We start from the raw sequence: 21,605 nt of genomic DNA, 5'->3' as shown, positions 1-21,605 counted from the left end.
TCATTTCCCTTCGCCTGTGGTGACAGGCTGCGCGTAACGGATGACGCGCAGATCCATTGCATCCATTCTTACCTCAGAACGTTTCGAAGTTGTCAGCGAAATGCCGATAAGCGACTGGGCACTCGACAAATAGTCACCGGTGGAGCCACGCAACAACGCCGTTTGCATGGCATTGGCATCACCTATCGCAGTGACCTCATACGGCGAAGCGATTGGCGTGATATTGACCAGGATCGAGTTGCCTGCTGTTCGAATAAAGGTCCCTGGTGCGATGCGGTGCCCATTGACACTAATGGCTTCAGCGCCAGCTGACCACAGCGCATTGACCACCATACGTAAATCTTGGTCACGTACCGCACCAGAACCTGGCAGACCCGTTTTTGCCTGCGACGCATCGGCAATCGTGACAACGATCCCGGGCCCCCTGACGGCACTTGAAGCGGTGAGCAGCGACAATGCGGGATCGGCGGCGACCGACGTGCTGGCAGATTGCGCATACGAAGCGACCTGCTGCCCAAGGTCTTGCACCTCGGTTTCAAGATCCGTGACGAGCTGCTGTTCTTCAAGGGCACGTTGCCGAAGATCATCAGCAACATCGGTGCGCTGGGGCTCTTTCAGCGCAGTGATGGCAGCCATCGAGCCAACACCAAGGATGACGGCGAGCACGGCCACAAGGATTTTATACGCTACGCGCGCAGCAACTGAGGGCGGTGGCGGTGCACCTTCCTGGTACCCAGCGTCAAGCGGATTAAACAGGATCTGCGTGATAAGGGACATTGACGCAGCAGGATCGTTGTCTCCAGGCGTTGTTGCGGCTGTTGAGGGTACTGACCGGTCGTTCATGACACTTGCCTAATACGTGCTGTGCGCTGCAATTCATCGTGGTGTTCAACAAGTAGCCGTTGCAGTGGCGCAGCAAGTTCCTGGTGCGCATCAAGCCATGCTTGTACTTCCTCGGGCGCATACAACTCTGGGTCGGTGGGGAATGCGCCATTCACGAAGCGAATACCCATCCCAATAGAATGGGTGTCCCAGTAGGTGGTGACAGCATCAAAGAAAGCAATCACATCTTGCCTACCCGAGGCTGTTGAAGAAAAATACCCGCGCAACGACGCTGAAAGATCATCATTTGACAGCGTATGTCCCAATGCGGTCCTCCAGTGTTCACTGCGTGACTCACTTGGCAATGCGCACAGGGCAGTGCGATAAAAACGCTTGTTTTCAGCTGAGAAATCACTGTCGAGCCACTTTGTCAGGGCATCGCTGCCAACGAGTCCGTAGGCGGCTCGTGCTGCCCGTGCCCCCCATGCGACGGCTTGAGGTACCTCGACGCCGCGCCAGTGCCCGCTAGAGAGGTCAACGATATTGTGATCCTCAGAAAAGACTGATGCCGTCAAGCACTGCGCGGCTTTAATGTAGAAATGCAGCCACTCTCGCCAGACGTCGCTGCGTGCAGCTGATAAGCGGGTGCAAAGCTCAGCGGCAGTATCAAGACATTGAGCGGCAAGATCATTTTGATCCCGACGTGGAATATAGCGTCGTAGCGCAAGCGCGGCAGTATCAAGGAGACGACTCGCAATCGCCTCGTCGTCTTCGGTTGGGCAGTGACGCATGACAGCGCGAATATACTCTTGGGGCGCCAATTCTCCATCGCGCACACTGTTAAACAATGAGGACCACACTACGGCACGAGTGATAGCCGACGGGCAGGTACTGATATGGCTCAATGCGACACGCATTGACGCCTGATCAAGGCGCGTGATGGCATAGGTCAAATCTTCGTCATTGACAACAATCAGAGCAGCGTCTTCGGCGGCACCGGCGGTTGCGAAAATCCCCTGCGGATCAAGGTCGACCGAGGTGCCGTCCAGTCGGGTATCTATACGATGTGTGCGCTGCAAAACGCCGTCACGTAGTGCCCATGTTGACACCACAAGGTAGTGGGGCCGCACTGTGAGGGCGGTACCAGGGGTAGCCTCTTGTCGCAATACGAAGGACGACACTGCCCCATCGGGCTGCACGTCAATGTCTGCACGCAATAACGACGGGCTTGTCGAACGTAACCACAGTGTCGTCCACTCAGTAAGGTCGTGGCCCGAGGCTTCTTCCAAACAGTTGAGCAAATCGTCCATTGTAGTGGCGCTATAGGCATAACGTTGAAAATATTGGCGTGCCCCAGCGAAGAACGCTTCGTGCCCTACCCATGCGACAAGCTGCTTGAGCACAGAAGCACCTTTGGCGTAAGTAATGCCGTCGAAGGCATTCTTCGCGGCTGCAACGTCGGGAATATCGGCGATGATGGGGTGCGTTGTGGGCAGTAGATCCTGTTGGTAGGCCCATGCTTTGCGACTAATGGCGAATGATGCCCATTCCCCCGTGTACTGTGTGACAGCGGCAGCGCTGTAGGTTCCCTGGTGATCAGCAAAGGACTCTTTCAACCACAAGTCGTCCCACCATGCGGGGGTTACTAAGTCGCCAAACCACATATGGCACATCTCGTGAAGAATCGTATTTGCACGCCGTTGCCTTTGAATGTAAGTGAGCGTGTCGCGCGATAAATAGGTCTCGGTGAAGGTGACGCACCCAGGATTCTCCATCGCGCCAAGGTTATATTCGGGGACAAATACCTGGTCATAACTGCCCCACGGGTAGGTTGTGCCGTAGTGACGGTGGAAAAAATCGAGGCCTTGCCTGGTGACAGTGAAAATGTCATCACTGTCCATATGAGGGGCCAATGCTTGGCGACACATCAGACGCAACGGTACTGACACCTGAACGCCATCGCTTCCACATCCGTTCCACACGCCGCCATCGACAATGGCATAGTTGCCAGCAACTACTGCGGTGATATAGCTCGATAAAGGTGGCGTCGGTGCGAAATGGTGGCACAACGAGTCTTGGTCAAGACGTTGCGTGTCTTGACAAATGCCATTTGAGGTCACGACCCAATCGGCGGGTGCACTCACGTGGAATGTCCACGGGCACTTGAAATCGGGTTGATCAAAACAAGGCCAAGCGCGGTGGGCGTCAGCAGGTTCGAATTGTGTGTACAGGTAAACGCGATGATCTTCGGGGTCGAAGTATCGGTGGAGTCCCTCACCGCTACGTGAATAGGCGCATTGGGCGCTCACTGTGATGGTGAGGGTGCAGTCAAGGGGCAGGTGTGAAAGGGTGAGACGTTCATCGGCGTGATGCCACTGCCACACCTGATCATTAATCGTGACATTTTCCACTACTCCATCACAATCAATCACTACTGTGGGGGCAGATGTGACAAGCGTCAGTGTTGAAGTAACCGGATAGTGACTGTGCTGTTTATCGGCGCCGCCTCGAAGATCCACCGCAACGTCCATCGCAACCAGTTCAATATGACGACGACGTTCCTGGGCTTCGATACGGCTAAGGGGCTTCATAGGTTGCATCGTAGTAGCCTCGTCCAGCACCTGCTATGTGACCCACCGGTTGGGTCTTGGGCACACTAAGATCGTCCTATGACTTCAGTTTTGGATATTCGCCCGTCAGTTTCACCAGTGCTCCTACGCGACGCACTTGCTGAAATGCCCAAGGCGCAGCTGGTCAATCCCTCCGAGGAACACTGGAATACCCACGTCACAGGGGTAAGTGTCAATAGCCGCGATATCGACAACGGGTGGATCTTCGTTGCAATCCCCGGCATGAAGCAGCACGGGATCGAATACGCTCGCGGTGCGCTCACCCGCGGTGCAGTAGCGATCGTCACTGACCAGGCCGGAGCTGATCGTGCGCATCGCTACCTGGCCGAGGCCGATATTCCTGTGGTCGTCGTTGACGATCCTCGCCTGGCTGCAGCACGTATCGCACATGCCGTCTACCGCAACCCTGCCGCTGAACTTTTCACTATGGCAATCACTGGTACGAACGGAAAAACCACTACCTCGTACCTGATGCGCTCGATTATTCGTACGAAGTATCCTCAGGCGGCCTTGTGTGGAACCGTCCAAACACATGTGGGACCGGTGGAGTTCTCCTCTGATAACACCACTGCAGAATCCCCCGTCATTTACCGTTTCCTGAGTCTTGCACGGCAAGAGAACTGTGGTGCGGCGATCGTTGAAACGTCGTCACATGCCTTGTCACTTGATCGCGTTGACGGCATCGTCTTTGATGTTGCAGGTTTTACTAACCTTCAACACGACCACCTTGATTACCATGGCGATATGGGCGCCTACTTTGAGGCAAAACGTCTGCTTTTTACGCCTGCCCACGCGAAACAAGGTGTTGTCTGCGTTGACGACGAATGGGGCCAACGCCTCGCCAATGAAGCGGAGATTCCGGTGACGACTGTGTCTGCGCTCAGCGACGCACCTGCCAACTGGAGAGTGAGCGGTATTCGTGTCGACACCGTGACACAAGCGACGCTATTTACGCTGACCGGCCCAGATGCCCGTCAGCATACGGTGTCGCTGCCCATCGCAGGTCAAGTGAATGTCCAAAACGCCGCCGTTGCCATACTTTCCGCTGTAGTGACAGGCTTCGATATTGACGAGGTGATAGCTGCCCTCGCCCACGCGGATCAGGTTCCCGGTCGCATGGAGATGCTGAACCCTGGGTCAACCACTCAGCCACTTGTGATCGTTGATTTTGCCCATACAACCGAAGCATTGGCATGGACAATCGAAACAGTGCGTGAATTTGTCACAGGAAAACTGGTGCTGGTATTTGGTACCGACGGTGACCGCGATGCAAGTAAACGAGAAGAACTTGCTGCTCTAGCTGCCCGGAAGGCTGATTATTTGTGGGTGACCGACGAGAATCCTCGGACAGAGAATCCACAGTCGATCCGCGATTACCTGCTGCGCGGCATTGCCTCGGTTCGACCCGATATGAGTGACGTCGTTGAGATCACCACGTGTCGTCGTGACGCAGTCCGCAAAGCAATTCTGCACGCGCAGGTGGGTGACGTTGTTTTAATTACTGGAAAGGGTGCTGAATGGTATCAAGATATTGATGGCATTAAACACGTCTATAACGATGTGCCCGTTGCCCTTGAAGTACTCGCACAGGACCCGAGGACGGGCAAATGACGCAGGATGACAGTGCAAACGGCACGCGTCAGCCAACGCTGGCTGACGTAGCGCGCGAGGCCGGGTGTTCGCCCACAACGGTATCGCGTGTCCTTAACGAAAGGGGTTACCTGTCCCAATCGTTGAAAGATCGTGTCGCAGCAGCCATCGAAAAATTGGGGTACCGCCCAAATCAAGTGGCACGCGCCCTTCACGGTGGCGCAACGCAGACAGTGGGGTTGATTGTGCCCAGCGTGGCCCTGCCGTTCTTCGGCGAAGTGGCGGTACATATCGAAGATGCGTTGGCCAATCACGGGTACCGTATTTTGGTATGCAATTCGATGGGACGTGCTGATCGTGAACGTGAGTATTTAGATCTGCTTGTCGGACACCGTGTTGACGGCATTATTTCGGGTGCACATAACGAGGAGATGTTGGAATATCACCGCATCCACATGCCATTGGTGACCGTTGACCGCGAAATTGCGCCGTGGATACCCAATGTGCGCTGTGATAACGAGCTCGGTGGCCAGCTTGCCACACAGCATTTGCTGGATCGAGGTGCGCAGGCACCGGCTCTTCTGACAAGCCGCAGCGGTCCGCTCAATCTTCGTGAAAAAGGCTATCGGAAAGTGTTGCAAGAACACGGGATCCGGCCGGTCGTGCTTACGGTGGATTTTCATACGCCTCCTGGTGAACGTCAGGATCTGGTGAACTCACGGATGGATGCGGTTGCCAGCCATGTTGATGCAGTTTTTTGTACGGATGATCTTGCTGCGGCTGAAGTGATTGAGTGGGCGCGGCTACGTAATGTTGATGTCCCTCGGCATATCAAGGTCGTGGGTTTTGACGGAACGACGACACTGCGGCGTGCCTTGCCGACGCTGACCACTGTGCGTCAACCGGTTGAACGTATTGCCTTCGAAGCGGTAGAAACACTAGTGCATATGATCCGCACGGGCAATGGCATCCCTGCTGACCACAGTGCCCAGACGCGTCGCGTCGCTCCGATTGAATTTGCTCCCGATCTTATCGTTGGCGCTACCACGTAACGAGACACTAGAACATCAATCAACCTAGAACAACAATAAAGGTGGGTCCCGCAGCTTTGAGCTGCGGGACCCACCTATTGGCGAAATGTCAACTACGCATTGACAGTCTTGGGTTGAGCGACCATCAGGGTGTCGCCATGGTTCACGGTGCCGTCAGCAACCAGAACATCAAGCCCGCCGAGCTTCTTACGGTTGGAGACCACTACCGGGGTGACGGTGGGCAATCCAGCCGCGCGAATAGCATCAAGGTCAACTTCAGCCAGCACGTCGCCACGGCGAACACGCTGTCCCTTTTCCACCTTTGGAGTGAAACCGCGACCCTCAAGGCTCACAGTGTCCATACCAACGTGGATGAGGACCTCAACACCGGAATCGGAGAGCACACCGAAAGCGTGACCGGTGGGGAAAGCCACCTTGATGACACCATCGAAAGGCGCACGAACGGTGCCATTTGCGGGTTCAATTGCAAGGCCAGGGCCAAGCATCCCTGAGGCGAAAGTCTGATCTTTGACCTGGTCCAGTGACACAACGGTGCCTGCCAACGGTGCGGTCACGGTGAAGTCATCGGAGACCACAACAGGTGCTTCAGCAACAGGAGCCGTTTCGGGTGTGTCGGCAGCTGGGATGCTCTTATCAGCGATGGAGTCACGGCCCTTGGTCATGGCGTAGGCCAAGGTGGTACCAAATGCGAGGACGAAGACCAGGGCTTCAAGTGCGAGGTAGATCGGAATGTCTTCAGGAACGATGGAGACGAAACCGACGAAACCTGCAGCGCCCAGTGCTTGACCACGGACGTCGAAAAGGGCAACCAGGGCAGAACCGATGGCGGAGGCGCCCATAGCGATAAAGAATGGCCAACGCAGACGCAGGTTGACACCGAAGATGGCAGGTTCGGTAATACCGAAGACTGCCGAGGCGCCACCAGCACCAGCGATACCCTTGAGTTTGGCGTCACGCGCCTTGAAGAAGATCGCAAGTGCTGCCGCGCCCTGAGCGACGTTTGCCATCGAGGCGATCGGGAAGATGAAGTCACCACCGGTTTCAGCGATATTAGCAATGAGCGGAATTTCAATTGCAGGGAAGGACTGGTGCAGGCCGGTAACAACGATCGGGCTGTATACCAGACCGAAGAGCAGACCGCCGATGACACCAAGGTTGTCGTAACCCCATGAAATGCCGTAGGTGAGGTATTCAGCCAGTGTACGTGTGATAGGGCCGATGAGGATGAAGGCAAGGAAGCCGGTAACAAGGAGGGTAATCAGCGGCGTCAACAGGAAGTCTGCGGTGCCGGAGAGGCGTTTGTGCAGTTGCTTCTCAATGAGGCACATCACCCAGGTCACGGCCAGTGTGGGGATTACCTGTGCTTGGTAGCCGATCTTGGCGACCTGCATACCAAAGAGGTGCCAGTATTCGACGGTGACATCTTCGGTACCAGCCAATGCTGCGCCGGTATTCCATGCGTTGAGCAGGTCCGACGAAATCATTGCTGCACCAAGGGCTGCACCAAGGTAGACATTGCCACCGAAACGCTTGGCGGCAGAGAAACCAACCAGGACTGGTAGGGCGGCGAATGCTGCCGCCGAGATCATATTGATGAGGCTGGCGTAGTCGCTGACAGCCGGGTACATGCCCACAACGCTCTGTTCGCCAAACAGACCTTCGGCGGTAAGCACGTTGTTGATGGCCATCATGAGGCCACCTGCGACCAGTGCTGGCAGGATGGGCACGAAGATATCGGCGATCATCTTGATAAAGCGGCTGAACAGATTGCCGCTCTTATCAGCTTCAGCTTTGGCTTCGTCTTTGCTTACTTCGCGCACACCGTGGTCGGCGACCATGTGGCGGTAGACGATATCGACGTCACCGGGGCCGACAATGATTTGGTACATGCCGCCAGCGGCAAATGTGCCTTTGATGTCGGGATGGTTGTCGAGGGCGGCCTGGTCGATTTTGCTCTGGTCAGCAATGACGAGGCGGAGGCGGGTTGCGCAGTGTGCAGCGGCGGAAATATTGTCGGTTCCGCCCACGGCAGCAACTACGTCGGAGGCGACGCTCTTGTGCTCCATAAACAGGGGTCCTTCCACTGTATGAGGGGGTGATTGGGTTATCGGTAGGGCACTATGTCACCACCATGTGCCAATCGATTGACATACTAGGCTGTGACGTACGTTTGTTACAAGGGGCCTTGCTCCCATGCTGGGTGTTAGTCAGCGCGGGCGATCTCAACAGTCTTAAGGGTGAGTGGTTCAGGAGCTGTCAATGTCACCCCAGTGCTATCAGCATCCAGGAAGGACCTGCAGGTAAATGCCAGTACTCCCCCACCGAAATACATCTCGGTGATGGAGCGGTCATGCAGGATCTCCACCTGTTGATGAGAGCCTTGAGGCAGCGTAATGTGTCGAGTCTCACCGTGAGGGTATCGACTGGTGGACCGGTCGACGGTAAGGACACCCCTGTCATAGGTAATCCGCAGCTGACGGCCCACAACAATTTCCCATGCTGCAGTATCCGAAAGTTCAAGTATGAGGCGCCACGACCGCGAATTCTCTAATGCACTCAATGCGCACGAGGTGGTCGTCATTCCCTGTTCGACGGCAACCGTAGTAGGTAGTCCGTCAAGACGAGGACGCTGATAGAGCCGCCCGTCACGCAGCGATAATTCGCGTGCCACTGTGAGGCAATGGACCCAGTTCCCCGTTGCGATTGACGGTTGGTCATCTTCACCGGCGTTACCAGCCCACCCCATGAGTAGCGGTTGTTCGCCTCGTTCATCGCCGTGTCCACGTGCGAAGATTTGAGGCGCGTAGAACTCGAAACCGCGGTCAACCTCCTCGTAGTGACCTTTGGTGCCAACGAATTGAGTGCCGCGCAGTTCGCCGACCACATAGATACACGGGAAGATATTTTCAAAACCTTCCCTGTTGGGGTGAATGCCTTGCGGGCAGAAGATTAGCACGTCACGGTCATCACCTGTGACCTCATCGCGCAGGCGCAAAAGGTTAGGGCATTCCCACATGTACCCAAATGTGGTGAAAACGTCGGTGTCTGGGAATGTGACCTCACCTTCCACGGTCCACGTGCGGCGATCATGGGAACGGTACAAAAGGGCGGCACCTGTTTCGTCCTCACGTTGTACCCCCAGCAGCATCCGGTACGCACCATCAGGGTGGTGAGGATTATCTGTCGTGTCACGCCACACCTGTGGGTCACGGAAATGAGCAGTGTAGCCATCTGGTTGGCGTTCAACAATGGGGTTGGCCGCATCTTTAGTGAAGGTGACAAGGTCAGGACTGGTCACAAGGCACTGGGTCGCTTCCCTCTCGCCCGTTTCTGGGTCCTTATAGTTGCCCGTGTACCACAGCTCGTAGCCGTCCTCACCAGCAAAGGCAGTACCGGAATAGGCGCCGTTACGGTCGTAGCGACTATCGGGGACGATAGCGGGATCGAGATATTCCCAACGTGTGAGGTCGCGTGAACGAGCATGCCCCCAATAGACGAGGCGCTGGGGATGGTTGGGCGTGTATTGGAAGAAGGCGTGATAGGTGTCGCCATCTGTGATGAGACCGTTGGGGTCATTAAGTCGGCCTACAGGTGGGGCGACGTGGAATAGCGGGTAGTCAGCATCATCGGTTGCGCGGGAAGCTGCAACAGCGTCGGCGGCAGCTTTCATGAGATCAATATCCACGACCCCCACGCTAGCAGGAATGCCATTCGATTGACATAGGTTCGCCACATCAATATTGAGCAATAGCCTGGAGTGTGACGACAAGCCGCATGGCGCAGACAGCGCCTCTGGTAAAAATAGTCACTATAGGCAATGGACGGTGGGTCATATTGTGCAGGGCGCAGCGCGCTGTCAAGCAGCGTAGAATCGTCAAGTGACTGAATTTGACGAAAATATGCCATTCGAAGCGATGCCGGAATTGAGTGAGGCGGATATTGAAACGCGCGCACGCGCGATGCGTGCCAGCCTCGAACAATTCGAACTCGACGAAGAAGACCTGGCGCTGCTCGATGGCGACTTCGCTTCTCAGGTCGATTCTGATATCACAGCAGGCCTGCCAGTCTTGGCCATCGTGGGTCGCCCTAACGTCGGCAAATCCACGTTGGTGAACCGTATCCTCGGCAGACGAGAAGCCGTCGTCCAAGACACGCCAGGCGTTACCCGTGACCGCGTGTCCTACCCCGCCGAATGGGCCGGTCGTGACTTCACGGTTGTGGATACCGGAGGTTGGGAAGTTGATGTTGAAGGGCTCGACCGCTCTGTTGCGCAGCAGGCTGAGGTGGCTGTCGACCTCGCTGATGCGGTGATTCTGGTTTTGGATGTCACCGTAGGTGTCACTGATACTGACGAGCGGGTCGTGCAGATGCTCCGACGCAAAGGCAAACCTGTGATCTTGGCAGCCAATAAAGTTGACTCGGCCATGCAAGAGGCCGATGCGGCCTATCTTTGGTCCCTCGGCATGGGTGAGCCATACCCCATCTCAGCACTTCACGGGCGCGGAACCGGTGACCTGCTTGAGGCAGTGATGGACGTATTGCCAACTGAATCAGCGGTTGCACAGGCAGTTCCGGAAGGTGGGCCGCGTCGTGTGGCGCTCATCGGTCGCCCCAATGTTGGTAAGTCGTCACTTCTCAATGCACTGGCAGGTTCAGAGCGCGTCGTGGTCAACGAACTTGCTGGAACGACACGTGACCCGGTCGATGAATTCATTCACTTGGATGGGCGTGACTGGTGGTTCGTTGATACCGCTGGCATTCGGCGGAAAATGCACCGCACTACCGGCGCGGACTATTACGCATCGATTCGCACCCAGGCGGCACTGGAAAAAGCCGAGGTCGCCCTGGTCCTCTTCGACGGTTCAGTGCCGCTGACCGAACAGGATGTGCGTGTTGTGCAGCAGGTCGTCGATGCAGGTCGTGCACTAGTTATTGTCAACAACAAATGGGATCTTGTTGATGAAGACCGCCAACGTGCACTCAAAGCCGAACTTGAACGTGAACTCGTCCAGGTCCAGTGGGCACCGCGCATCAATCTTTCGGCGAAAACCTCGTGGCATACGAACCGTATTACCCGCGCCCTTGATGCCGCGCTTCAAGGGTGGCAGACACGCATCGCCACAGGGCGTCTGAACGCTTTCCTTGGCCAGCTTGTTGCCGCACATCCGCACCCTCTTCGCGGAGGAAAACAGCCGCGCATCCTATTTGGTACACAGGTATCGTCTAAACCCCCACGCTTCGTCCTGTTCACGACTGGATTCCTCGATCCGGCCTACCGTCGTTTTATTGAGCGTCGTTTGCGTGAAGACTTTGGGTTTATCGGCTCCCCTATTCAGATCTCGGTTCGCGTCCGGGAACGTCGTCGCCGCTAACAACGCCATCGCCACGAATGATGCGTGGCACAACGAACGGGTTCACGCTGCAACGGCTTGCCAAGAGCATAAAGGCGCACAGCGTGTGTTAACCCGCCACAGCCGTGCAGCGCGGCGAACCGATGGACCTTGTGTAGCACTGCGAATGGGTGAACGCTGCACCGCAGCGCGAAGAGGTTCACGCTACTTAGGACCGAGCGCAGGCGACGACTGCTATTGTGCCGATGCTATCGGTGATGCGATGGATTAGTGTGCGAGGCCACCCATACGCCACAACTTGCCGTTTTCTATGACGATCGCACCCCACCGGCTGCGACTACGCCCAATAGTAAGGTCGCTGTCAGCAAAGGCATTGAACCACCTCGCGCCCTCGGTGCCGTCAATCAGCAGTGCGGTGGCCATCGCATCGGCAATACCTGCGTCGGGGCCCACCACGGTGGCTTGTGTGGCACGAGGCGCTGCACCGCCTCGTGAATCGGTGGAGACGTGTCCCGTCTGCTGAGAAAACCCTGATGTGGCCACTGCCCCACGCAAGATGTCAATATCTTCAACAGGTGTCGTGTCAACGACTGCACACAGCTCCTGTGGCTGCTCAGGGTGAGCGATGCCTGCGCACCATACGCGACCCGATGCTGGTCTGCCTCGTGTCGCAATATCGCCTGCAGCATTGACGCATACATCAGATAATCCTCGTGACCACGCAAGATCAGCGAGCTGTTGTGCGCCCCAGCCTTTGACGTAGCCACACGGGTCAAAACCGCCCGGAGCTGTCCACGGGTCAAAAGCTCCATCGGTCAAGTGTCGCAACTGCCGACACTGTTCAATGACATCTGCCAGCATATCCCCATCGTCACCGAAAGGCTCTAAATCCCGTTCCGTGATGGCGCCCCTCCGTAGAGCTGATACTGGAGACTCAGCCCGATAAGGCGATAGTGCCCGGTCGATATCCTCCGTTTGCGCAACTAAGGCTGGAAGCGCCTCGTCAAGAAGTTTTTCACGTTCGCAAACGTCTCCGTTGGCAGGTACGTCGATAGTAATAATTGTTCCCCATGCCTCAATTTCGCGGCGAATCAATGGTGCTCTACTCATAGGCCAGCCTGTGCCAGGGCCGCCTGTAGTGAAGATTTAAAGGCGGCAGAGGTATACGAGGCGCCTGAAACGCTGTCGACATCGGCGCTTTGAGCGGCAAGTGCGCTCTCCACTAGGCGAGGTGCAGCCGTGTTATTAATGCGTTGCGAATGGTTGTCAGAAGGAAGCTGTAGCCAATCGATAGCGGTGATCGTGCCGCCGCTGATGGTGGCGGACACCTGCATGGGTCCGTAAGGGGTCTGATAGACAGAACCTTCCCACGTGCCGTCGCTTGACGAGGCCGTTGCTTCAGTTGCGCTTTGAGTTGTTGTTGACGTGTCCGTTGTAGCAGTGCTGGCGGTCGTCGTGTCGTCGGCGCTGCTGGTCGTTGTCTGTGTCGATGTTGTCGTCTCAGCATCGGTGGTGGACGTTGTTTGTGTCGATGATGTTTGTTGCTCAGCGGCGGCAATATTTTGGCCAATTGGACTCAGCGCAATGACTGCTCCGATACCACCAAGAACAGCGGTGGTTGCGGCGATGGCGCGTACAGTAGGGCGTGGTGTAGTCATTAGTTTTCCTTACATATCGAATGAGTCAATGTGAACGCGTTCGCGGGGTATTTTCAGGCGCCTTGTGGCGTCAATGACGTCATCCATCATGGAACGGGGCCCACAGGCGTAGATATCTGAACCGTCAAAATGCGACACGAGCGGGTTGATGAGTTCTGCATTCATAGGGTGCTGTTGGCGACTTCCAATGAGGAAGTGAACGGTGACAGTGGGTGATTCGCTGAGTTGACGTAGTTCCTCTCTCAGTGCCAGGTCGTCCCAGGTTCGCGAACGCACAACGAGGTCAACGTAGTGATTCGCCGCAAGCGATTCGGCAAGGGCACGCATAGGGGCGATGCCGACGCCGCCTGCGATGAGGAGTGCATGTGAGTGGCGTTGTGCGCGCGCGGTCATAATGCCGTGTGGACCTTCAATAAAGACACGCGTACCAGGCTGGATACTTTGGGTGGCACTGGAGGCATCGCCCAGCGCTTTCACGGTGATGCGCAGCATGTCTGGGCGCGGAGGAGCTGATAGTGAGTAAGGATGACCTTCCCAGAACAGGCCTTTTTCCCAAAAACGAACAGTGATGAACTGTCCTGCCTGCGCGCCGAGGCGGTTGATCCCATGTCCGCTGATCCACACCGATGACGTGTCAGTACTTTCTTGCACAACAGCGTGGACGCGGAGCTGCATCTGGTGGTTGCGTACCGCTGGCACGATTACACGCCAGGTAAGGATGCTGGTGAAGACGATGACGTAGAGGCTCATCCACCACAGGCGAGCCCAGCCGGAGGTAAACGGTCCGCCGCTGAGGATTTGGTGCCCGAAGGCGAGGGCGATTGCAACGTAGGCGTAGAGATGGATACTCCACCATGTGCTGCGTGCGATGCGGCTGCGCAGACGCCTCCATGAGCTGATACCAACGGCGAGCAATAGTAGGGTGCCTAGAGCTGCCAAAGCGACCCAAATATCGGAGGTCACAAGCTGCCACATCTGTGCGGGCCACTGGGCGCCAACCACAGGTAGTGGCACAACCAGCAGCACATGAAGCGCGATGAGCCACACGGCCCACGGCCCAAGTGTCTTATGTGCGCGAACGACGCCATCATGACCAAGGGTGCGGTCAAGGATAGGGATGCGGGCGATCAGAAGGAGAAGAACCAAGGTGAGATAGGTGCCTGTCACCGCTGCCACTGCTTGAACGGCGTAGATCACGCTTGTCGTATGTGCTTCAAATGGCATCAGCGACATCGCGGTCAGACCAAGGGAGATGCCTAAACCCAGTGCAAATATGGCTGTGACCATGGGGTCGGCGATAGTTCCGAGGGGACGCGATGCCCGGAGTGTGCGGTGTTTTGCGCGTATCGCACGGGTGCCAAGTCCAGGAAAAGCGAGCTCAGAATGAAGAACTGTCATAGCGATCAGTGAAATTGACGCAGTTGTGCGCAAACACTGAGAAGTCTATGAAGACGCTGTGTAAGTGCCCAGCATAGTATTAGCTATATCTCACTGCCTCGATCTACACCTGAGGAGCGAATGCGATGACGACGCTATATGCCACATTCACTGCACGTGCCGGCTATGAGGATGAGGTTGCGCAAATGATTGCTGACCTTGCACAAAAAGTGCGTACCGAGCCTGGCAACGTTGTTTTTGATGTGTATCGCCGGGCAGATAATCCTGCGTCATTTTTCGTCTTTGAAGTCTATAAAGACCAGGCAGCATTTGAAGCACATCTTGCTATGCCGTATGGGAAACCGTTTAATGACCGCCTGGAACAGATCATTATTGAGGCGCATTCGCAGCTTACCTTCCTTCACCCCGAGGTCTAAGGCATCACATTTCATTATTAGGTCTACCTAATTTAGATGAGGGTGACTAGAGTTTCTCTGTGGATACGCACACAACGTCGATGTCCCAACGGAGGAACTGTGAACGACACGCCTATTCGAACCTCGTCACGGCAAGGACTCAGAGAGTCAGCGCTTGGCACACGTCACCTGATGACAATCTGCGCCCTGGGTATCGTCGGTTCTCTGCTGACGGTGCCATTGCAGTATGTGTCACCACTCCTGGCAGTCTCACCCCGAGGCATCATCATCCTGTGCGTGGTGATGGGCGCATGGCTGATCCCATACTTGCTGCCAGCCGTGATCGTCCCACGTCCAGGCGCCATTATTATCGCGAGCCTTGTCATGGGGATCGTCATGGCCTTCACGACGCCACTAGGCTTCACAGCCATAATCGGAAGCCTGATCGGCGGCCTATTCACCGAAACACCTTTAGCATTGTTGCTTTATAAAAAATGGACATGGTGGTCATACGGGATCAGCGCCACCGTCTTCGGCGCCATTAACGCCGCCATGTTTGGTGGCGCCTACAATATTGCGCTCACCTCTACAGAAACAACCATCTGCATCCTCAGTAGCGTCCTGTCCTGCTGGGCAGGCACCGCGATATGTTGCGCCCTGAAAAAGACGTTGACCCGGACCGGAGTAGGCATACACCGGTGAACACACCATCACCATGCATCGCCACACTTACCGACACTCAGATCCGGTACGGTCACAGTGCGACCTGGGTGCCTTCCTCTCCAGTCACCCTGTCTGTCCCGCGCGGAAGCTTTACGGTTCTTCTTGGGCCAAGTGGATGCGGCAAGTCGACGCTCACACACCTCATATCAGGAGTCGTGCCACATAGTATCGCGTCGGTATACATGGGTGACGCACAGGTATTCGACGAAGAAGTAGCGCAGGCCACCGTCGTTGATCTCGCAACAAAAATCGCGGTCGTCCTACAAGATCCAGACACACAAATCGTCACCACACGTGTATGGGACGAGGTCGCCTTCGCCCTCGAAAACCTTTGCCTTCCACGCGAGGAAATCTGCGCACGCGTGTGGTACGCCCTGCAGGCAATGGGCATCGACGATTACGCTCAGGCAGATCCGTGGACACTGTCCGGCGGGCAACGCCAACGCGTACTGCTCGCCTCGGCACTGGCACAACGTCCGCAAGTGCTCATCCTCGACGAACCCACCGCCAATGTCGATACACGAGGCGCCCGGGAGTTTTACCGCCTACTGGCCAGTATTCGCGCCGCTGGAACGACCGTACTGGCCGTCGAACACACCATCGACTATTTCATCGACCAAGTGGACCACGTCGTAGCCTTCGACACTACAGGACATATCCTGTGTCAAGGTACACCACACCATGTCTTTGTTGAAACCTGCGACCTGCTGCAACGGCACGGGATAGCGATACCCACCACCGTGAAGGTAAGCAAATCTTTGCAGGCAGCGCACGTGGACCTTACCAAGGACAATGCATTGACATGTCTGGAACAGTGGCGTCCGCACACTGAGGCCACCGTGATCGATCCGGTGGTAGCCGATGTGAACGCGAGGTGGTGTCCGCGCACAGAGGCCACCGTAGTGCCGCAGGTTGATGCTCCTCGTGCACTTGTGGTTGACAAGCTCCGCGTCACACGCGCTCAATACGACATCATCACAGACGTTTCTTTCGACGTCGCTGAAGGAGAACTCGTCGCCATCATTGGCACCAACGGTAGCGGCAAAACGACACTGCTGCGCACCCTTGTCGGCCTTGAACGAGTCACCTCGGGAACAATCAGGTACACGAGGCAAGGCGGTAACGCGAATATCGCAGCCACATTGGTGACACAAAATCCTGAGCACCAATTTGTCACCAATAGTGTCCAAGACGAATTGGCTCACACCATGCGTATACAACGCAGACACGACGACGACATCGCGACAACAGTCGACACGCTGCTGCGATCCTTCGACCTTAAGGAACTGCGGCACGCTAACCCTTTTACCTTGTCTGGTGGGCAAAAGCGGCGCCTCAGCGTTGCTGCCGCTTTGAGCACCAAAGGCACCTTCTTATGTTTGGATGAACCGACCTTCGGGCAAGACCACAAAAATGCCCACACGCTCATGATGCACATGCGCAATTTCACCCTTCACGGTGGAAGCGCACTATTTGCCACCCACGACATCGATATGGCGGCACACTACGCCGACAAAATTGCCGTGATCGCCCAGGGCCGTATTGTCGCATATGGTCCAACACCTGCCATTGTGGCCGATCCTCACATCTTTGCCCTGGCCAACATTGATCCTAGCGTCACCTTGGAATTGGCTTGGCACGCCCACTACAACGGTAACCAGATAACTGCCCTCTACGCGGCGTTACGCAATGCGCATCAGGGGGTGTGCGCCTCGTGAATCCCTGCCACGCGCCAGCGTATCCTCCCCTACCTGGGTTGGCCGGAAAACTAAAATTTGACCCCCTCTCCCCTTTCCTTGCAGTCGTTGTGCCACTTGCCGTCGTTGCCTTTGCCCAGCACATCCCGATACTGCCTGCTTTGGTCGCAGTGTTGTTAGTGGCGCTGGTGAGCGTGCAACCCTATCGAGGCACCCTTGCGGCGCTTGTCGTCATTGCAGGATCGTCGCTCGTTGCATGCGGCACCACCCTTGCGATACCGCTCGAGCGCCTCCCACTGGAGCAACGCTGGCTCATTGACAGTCCCGGCATCACCCTTGGACTGCGTCTTGCCGCGATCTTAAGCATGGTGATCCTCGCGGGCCTGCTGTCCTCGCCTGAAAATATGTTGCTCGCCTGCGTCATCCACCTCCACCTGCCGTGGCGTATCGCCCAAGCAGGTATCACCTCGCTAGGAATGATGCGGGTGCTTCGACGCGAACATCGTAGCATTTTGGAGGCCCTCGAATTACGTGGACGAGGCTGCACCATACCAGCAGCAAGAGCCTGCGTGAATTGGCTACGTTCCGCGCCGGTGCTGCTCGCAGCTGCCGTCCGTCACGCTGAACGCATCGCCATTTCAATGGATACGCGAGGTTTTGGTGCCTATCCCAAAAGAAGCATTGACGTGCCATTCCGTTGGCGCCTACGTGACACGTTGATCGTGATCATCGGCATGGTACTCGCGGTCACGCTCATATCACTGTCGTGGGATGCCGGATTTGGCATCGGACCTTCTCATTACATGGGGGCTGCACAATGACCCAGGAACGCACTACGCTGTTTTCGCTGCTCAAACCTGTACGAGGCTCAATGGCGCTGTCGGTTGCGGGCGGATTTCTTGCCGCATTTTTTGGCCTGTGGCCCGCTTTTGCGCTGTTACAGGCAGCTGGAGCTTATGAGAATGGCACATTCATCCTGTCACACGTGTGGATATATGTTGCCATCATTGCCGCAGGTTTCTTAGGCAGCCATTTTCTGCACAAAATAGTCACCGGATATGCGCACCTTGTTGAGTCCCGTTACCGTCGGCAATTACGTGAACGGATTTTGGCGCACGTTGCGCGACTGCCCTTGGGCTGGCACACACAAGAGACCTCAGGCAGACTCCGGAGTATCATTGTCGAAGACGTCTCGCGTATTCACACACTGATCGCCCACTTCGGCGCTGATCTTGGCCTCGGGCTTGGCACACCAATTGTGGGCTTTATCTTTCTTTTCTCGCTATCGTGGCGTTACGCGCTGGTTTTACTTGCCTGGATCCTTATTTTCCTTATTGTGCTGACGATATTGATGGCAGGTAGTCAAGAAGGCGTCAACCGAGATTTCATGGATGCTGAGAAAGATCTGGCCACGTCCACTGTTGAGCTTGTTGACGGTATCGCAACGATTAAGATATTCGGATTGTCGGGCATGCTTTTTGGACGTTTCGATGACGCGCTTCGACGCTATACCAACGCCGCTTATCGGTGGATGAAAGGCCCTGGTACACCCATCGCCATTATCAGTGCCGCCTTGTCACCAGCCGGAATGCTGGTGCCCATCCTTGGTGGCGCATGGTTCCTTCACGCATGTGCGGCCTTAAGCCCAACGCTGCTTATCCCCTTCCTCCTTGTCGGCGTGATGCTGCCAGTTGGTCTCATTGAGGTGACGCGCCTATCGCATCTCATTGCGATGGGTAATGACGCAGCAGACAGTATTGGGACCCTGCTCGATACGCCACAGCTGCCCGAGGCGGAGCACCCCCTTCGCTTGCCAACATCGGCACCGCTTGGCATCGAATTCGATCATGTGACCTTCGGGTATGTGGAAGATGCGCCGCCGGTACTTCGCGACATTTCCCTTCACCTTCAACCAGGTGCCGTTACTGCGATCGTTGGACCGTCAGGGTCGGGCAAATCGACACTCATTCGTTTGATTGCCCGTTTCTGGGACGTTGATGCGGGCAGTGTTCGTATTGGTGGGGTTGATATTCGGCAAGTCAGTAGCTACGAGCTCCTCAATGCGATGGGTATCGTCCTGCAAGATGACGGCTGTATTAGTGCCACAGTGGCTGACAATATTGCGCTTGGATGCCCTGCGGCAACGCGCGATGACGTGATTCGCGCGGCCAAACGTGCGTGCATACACGAGCGTATTGAGCAACTACCTCACGGTTATGACACGGTTTTAGGAATGCAGGGTGCGCACCTTTCCGGTGGGGAATTGCAGCGTCTTGCAATTGCTCGCGCATTCCTTGCCGATCCGCCGATACTGCTTCTTGACGAGGCCACGGCACATGCAGATCCGCATTCTGAACGTGACGTGCAGCGGGCTTTGGGTAACCTCGTGGCCAACCGAACGGTTGTCGTCATTGCACACAGGCTGCGCACCATTGTCGATGCTGATCACATTATTGTCCTCAACGATGGCGTAGTCGAAGAGGAAGGGCGCCACGATGCGCTGTGTGCAGCAGGCGGCCTGTACTGGAAGATGTGGGAGGCACAACAATGATGAGACAATTCGCGGAGCTGATTGACCGCCCCGTGGGCCTTTATGCGCATATTGTTGCGCATGTGCTGTCAGGTGTATTTCAAGGTGTCGCACTATTGATGTTGATCCCGGTGGTGCAAGCGGCCACTAGTGGTGGCGACGGACTCGCCCTTAGCCTTGTCGCACCTGTGCTGTGTGCACTATGCGCCTTCGCATGTAATATTTATGGCTCTCTTACCGGTTTTCGGATCGGTTCTTTCGACATTTGTGGCACCCTTATTCGAAAGATTGCCGAGCGTGTCCAACATCTACCATTAGGATATTTTGACGCCACTACAACAGGTCGTATTACGGCGGCCACGTCAACGGGCGTGAATACTTTGGCGCATCTTCCGTCGATCGTGCTGCCCTATGTTGCACAAAATATTGGTACTGCGGTGACGATCCTTATTGGTGTTGTCGTGTGGGATTGGCACATGGGTTTGGCACTGCTGTTGTCGGTACCGGTTGGTATTTGGGCGTTGTATTTGTTACGTCGAGCTGTCATTGTGCACCACAATGCTCATGCTGTAGCGATTGAAGAACTTTCCGGTCGTGTCCTTGAGTTTTCACGCATGCAAGCTGTGCTGCGGGCCAGTGATCCCAATATCGGACGATGGAATTTGCTGACAACGACCTTGGTCCAGGAACACCGTGCCACTGATCGTGCTGGTGGCGCAAAAGGGCCAGCAGCGTCACTGTTCCATTTGGGTGTGCTCCTTGCGGTATTGTGTGCGATCAGTATTGGCCTGGCACATGCCGCCACGGGTCGTCTTTCTTTTGCAGTGTGTATTGTTTTGACGCTGCTTGCGGTTCGTTTTGCTGAACCTATCGGCATGGTTGCCTTCTATGTTGACGCCCTCCACGAATGCAGCGTCGCCCTTAAAGGCATCACCTCAGTGATGCACGCTGAAGTATTGCCCGAGCCACGTGAGGTAGACGAAGACACCGGCGGCACTACAGGTGGTATCACCTTGAATGATGTCACCTTCGGGTATCGTGACGACACACAGGTCCTGCACGACGTTGATCTTGTGATTCCCCGTGGACAAGTGACGGCACTGGTTGGCCCGTCTGGTTCTGGAAAAAGTACCCTGCTGCGCCTCGTTGCCCGTTTTTGGGATCCCAATAGGGGCACTATTAAACTCGGCGACGCTGATCTGCGCGACTTCACCACCGCTGCACTTATGTCTCGCATATCAGTGGTCTTTCAACACGTGTACCTATTCGATACGAGCATTGAAGAAAATATACGGATTGGTCGGCCAGATGCCACCAGCGACGAGATCCAAGAGGCAGCCCGCTTGGCAGGGTTATCAGAGGTGATTGAACGGTTGCCTGCACGATGGGATACGCGTGTCGGTGAAGGGGGTAATACACTGTCCGGCGGGCAGCGCCAACGTGTCGCTTTGGCGCGCGCAATCCTGAAAGACAGTGACGTTGTCCTGCTTGATGAGGTGACGAGTTCATTGGATGGTGTCAATGAAGGCACGGTAGCTCAGGCAATCGAAAAGCTGGCCGAGGATCGTACTGTCCTTGTCATCGCACACCGTTTATCCACTATCCGTAGGGCCGACCAGATAGTTGTCCTTAACGATGGCCGCATTGAGGATAGCGGCACACATCAGGCACTGTACGAGCGTGACGGTACCTACCGCCAGTTTTGGGATGATCAGTCAGATGTGGAACGTTGGCACCTCACATAGTGGCACGCATACGG

At 55.9% G+C, this 21,605-nt stretch carries 16 protein-coding genes; 9 read left to right on the top strand and 7 right to left on the bottom strand.

Features of this window, described 5'->3' with window-relative positions:
• The gene (locus tag G438_RS0109175) at window positions 1-843 is read right to left on the bottom strand and encodes a DUF881 domain-containing protein (RefSeq protein WP_026461056.1); all 843 of its coding nucleotides are present in this window, start codon (window positions 841-843) and stop codon (window positions 1-3) included.
• Window positions 840-3,413: an aminopeptidase N gene (pepN, locus tag G438_RS0109170; RefSeq protein ID WP_026461055.1), complete on the bottom strand. Its 2,574-nt coding sequence runs from the start codon at window positions 3,411-3,413 to the stop codon at window positions 840-842. The genes G438_RS0109175 and pepN overlap by 4 nt, the downstream gene beginning before the upstream one ends.
• Before the next feature lie 78 nt (window positions 3,414-3,491).
• Here pepN and G438_RS0109165 point away from each other — a divergent pair, with 78 nt between their 5' ends.
• Both G438_RS0109165 and G438_RS0109160 read left to right on the top strand, forming a co-directional pair.
• Window positions 3,492-5,063, top strand: a complete 1,572-nt coding sequence (locus G438_RS0109165; protein ID WP_026461054.1) for a UDP-N-acetylmuramoyl-L-alanyl-D-glutamate--2,6-diaminopimelate ligase — start codon at window positions 3,492-3,494, stop codon at window positions 5,061-5,063.
• Window positions 5,060-6,094: a LacI family DNA-binding transcriptional regulator gene (locus G438_RS0109160; RefSeq protein WP_026461053.1), complete on the top strand. Its 1,035-nt coding sequence runs from the start codon at window positions 5,060-5,062 to the stop codon at window positions 6,092-6,094. The genes G438_RS0109165 and G438_RS0109160 overlap by 4 nt, the downstream gene beginning before the upstream one ends.
• A gap of 92 nt (window positions 6,095-6,186) precedes the next feature.
• On the opposite strand, the gene G438_RS0109155 is transcribed toward G438_RS0109160, so the two are convergent.
• A complete protein-coding gene (locus G438_RS0109155) occupies window positions 6,187-8,160 on the bottom strand; it encodes a sucrose-specific PTS transporter subunit IIBC (RefSeq protein WP_051259462.1) in 1,974 nt (657 codons plus the stop codon).
• Between the two features lie 137 nt (window positions 8,161-8,297).
• Window positions 8,298-9,764, bottom strand: coding sequence for a glycoside hydrolase family 32 protein (locus G438_RS0109150; protein ID WP_026461051.1), 1,467 nt, complete (start codon window positions 9,762-9,764; stop codon window positions 8,298-8,300).
• Between the two features lie 229 nt (window positions 9,765-9,993).
• Between G438_RS0109150 and der the strand changes: the two genes are divergently transcribed.
• Window positions 9,994-11,466: a ribosome biogenesis GTPase Der gene (gene der, locus G438_RS0109145; RefSeq protein ID WP_034286024.1), complete on the top strand. Its 1,473-nt coding sequence runs from the start codon at window positions 9,994-9,996 to the stop codon at window positions 11,464-11,466.
• A 246-nt stretch (window positions 11,467-11,712) separates the two neighbouring features.
• Here the strand turns inward: der and G438_RS12110 are convergent, their stop codons facing one another.
• From G438_RS12110 to G438_RS0109130, 3 genes are read right to left on the bottom strand one after another with little or no spacing between them, the layout of a single operon-like run.
• Window positions 11,713-12,555 (bottom strand): FAD:protein FMN transferase, encoded by an 843-nt coding sequence (locus tag G438_RS12110; protein WP_051259461.1) that lies wholly within the window; start codon window positions 12,553-12,555, stop codon window positions 11,713-11,715.
• Window positions 12,552-13,103, bottom strand: coding sequence for an FMN-binding protein (locus tag G438_RS11640; protein WP_051259460.1), 552 nt, complete (start codon window positions 13,101-13,103; stop codon window positions 12,552-12,554). Before G438_RS11640 ends, G438_RS12110 begins: the two co-directional genes overlap by 4 nt.
• A 9-nt stretch (window positions 13,104-13,112) precedes the next feature.
• Entirely contained in the window at window positions 13,113-14,501 is a 1,389-nt protein-coding gene (locus G438_RS0109130) for a ferredoxin reductase family protein (RefSeq protein WP_051259459.1), read from the bottom strand.
• A 125-nt stretch (window positions 14,502-14,626) separates the two neighbouring features.
• On the opposite strand from G438_RS0109130, the gene G438_RS0109125 reads away from it, so the two are divergent.
• The 6 genes from G438_RS0109125 (at window position 14,627) to G438_RS11630 (ending at window position 21,591) form a co-directional block, all read left to right on the top strand.
• Window positions 14,627-14,917 (top strand): putative quinol monooxygenase, encoded by a 291-nt coding sequence (locus G438_RS0109125; protein WP_026461048.1) that lies wholly within the window; start codon window positions 14,627-14,629, stop codon window positions 14,915-14,917.
• A gap of 99 nt (window positions 14,918-15,016) precedes the next feature.
• Window positions 15,017-15,598 (top strand): ECF transporter S component, encoded by a 582-nt coding sequence (locus tag G438_RS0109120; protein ID WP_026461047.1) that lies wholly within the window; start codon window positions 15,017-15,019, stop codon window positions 15,596-15,598.
• A complete protein-coding gene (locus tag G438_RS11635) occupies window positions 15,544-17,337 on the top strand; it encodes an ABC transporter ATP-binding protein (RefSeq protein WP_084403223.1) in 1,794 nt (597 codons plus the stop codon). The genes G438_RS0109120 and G438_RS11635 overlap by 55 nt, the downstream gene beginning before the upstream one ends.
• A 38-nt stretch (window positions 17,338-17,375) precedes the next feature.
• Window positions 17,376-18,137 carry an energy-coupling factor transporter transmembrane component T gene (locus tag G438_RS0109110; protein WP_165569248.1) on the top strand — a complete coding sequence of 254 codons (762 nt, stop codon included), beginning with the start codon at window positions 17,376-17,378 and terminating at the stop codon, window positions 18,135-18,137.
• On the top strand, window positions 18,134-19,867 hold the full coding sequence (locus G438_RS0109105) for an ABC transporter ATP-binding protein (protein ID WP_026461045.1): 1,734 nt from the start codon (window positions 18,134-18,136) through the stop codon (window positions 19,865-19,867). The genes G438_RS0109110 and G438_RS0109105 overlap by 4 nt, the downstream gene beginning before the upstream one ends.
• A complete protein-coding gene (locus G438_RS11630; RefSeq protein ID WP_051259457.1) occupies window positions 19,864-21,591 on the top strand; it encodes an ABC transporter ATP-binding protein in 1,728 nt (575 codons plus the stop codon). Before G438_RS0109105 ends, G438_RS11630 begins: the two co-directional genes overlap by 4 nt.
• Window positions 21,592-21,605: the final 14 nt, after the last annotated feature.

The organism is Schaalia suimastitidis DSM 15538, assembly GCF_000429105.1.
GTDB lineage: Bacteria > Actinomycetota > Actinomycetes > Actinomycetales > Actinomycetaceae > Pauljensenia > Pauljensenia suimastitidis.
The sequence above is the reverse complement of the archived record's forward strand: the minus strand, read 5'-3'. Positions and strand labels throughout refer to the sequence as shown.

What these genes read in the sequence shown, in the direction of transcription:
- G438_RS0109175 (WP_026461056.1), bottom strand. Translation starts at nt 843, where the DNA reads ATGAACGACCGGTCAGTACCCTCAACAGCCGCAACAACGCCTGGAGAC.
- pepN (WP_026461055.1), bottom strand. Translation starts at nt 3,413, where the DNA reads ATGAAGCCCCTTAGCCGTATCGAAGCCCAGGAACGTCGTCGTCATATT.
- G438_RS0109165 (WP_026461054.1), top strand. Translation starts at nt 3,492, where the DNA reads ATGACTTCAGTTTTGGATATTCGCCCGTCAGTTTCACCAGTGCTCCTA.
- G438_RS0109160 (WP_026461053.1), top strand. Translation starts at nt 5,060, where the DNA reads ATGACGCAGGATGACAGTGCAAACGGCACGCGTCAGCCAACGCTGGCT.
- G438_RS0109155 (WP_051259462.1), bottom strand. Translation starts at nt 8,160, where the DNA reads ATGGAGCACAAGAGCGTCGCCTCCGACGTAGTTGCTGCCGTGGGCGGA.
- G438_RS0109150 (WP_026461051.1), bottom strand. Translation starts at nt 9,764, where the DNA reads ATGAAAGCTGCCGCCGACGCTGTTGCAGCTTCCCGCGCAACCGATGAT.
- der (WP_034286024.1), top strand. Translation starts at nt 9,994, where the DNA reads ATGCCATTCGAAGCGATGCCGGAATTGAGTGAGGCGGATATTGAAACG.
- G438_RS12110 (WP_051259461.1), bottom strand. Translation starts at nt 12,555, where the DNA reads ATGAGTAGAGCACCATTGATTCGCCGCGAAATTGAGGCATGGGGAACA.
- G438_RS11640 (WP_051259460.1), bottom strand. Translation starts at nt 13,103, where the DNA reads ATGACTACACCACGCCCTACTGTACGCGCCATCGCCGCAACCACCGCT.
- G438_RS0109130 (WP_051259459.1), bottom strand. Translation starts at nt 14,501, where the DNA reads ATGACAGTTCTTCATTCTGAGCTCGCTTTTCCTGGACTTGGCACCCGT.
- G438_RS0109125 (WP_026461048.1), top strand. Translation starts at nt 14,627, where the DNA reads ATGACGACGCTATATGCCACATTCACTGCACGTGCCGGCTATGAGGAT.
- G438_RS11635 (WP_084403223.1), top strand. Translation starts at nt 15,544, where the DNA reads ATGTTGCGCCCTGAAAAAGACGTTGACCCGGACCGGAGTAGGCATACA.
- G438_RS0109105 (WP_026461045.1), top strand. Translation starts at nt 18,134, where the DNA reads ATGACCCAGGAACGCACTACGCTGTTTTCGCTGCTCAAACCTGTACGA.
- G438_RS11630 (WP_051259457.1), top strand. Translation starts at nt 19,864, where the DNA reads ATGATGAGACAATTCGCGGAGCTGATTGACCGCCCCGTGGGCCTTTAT.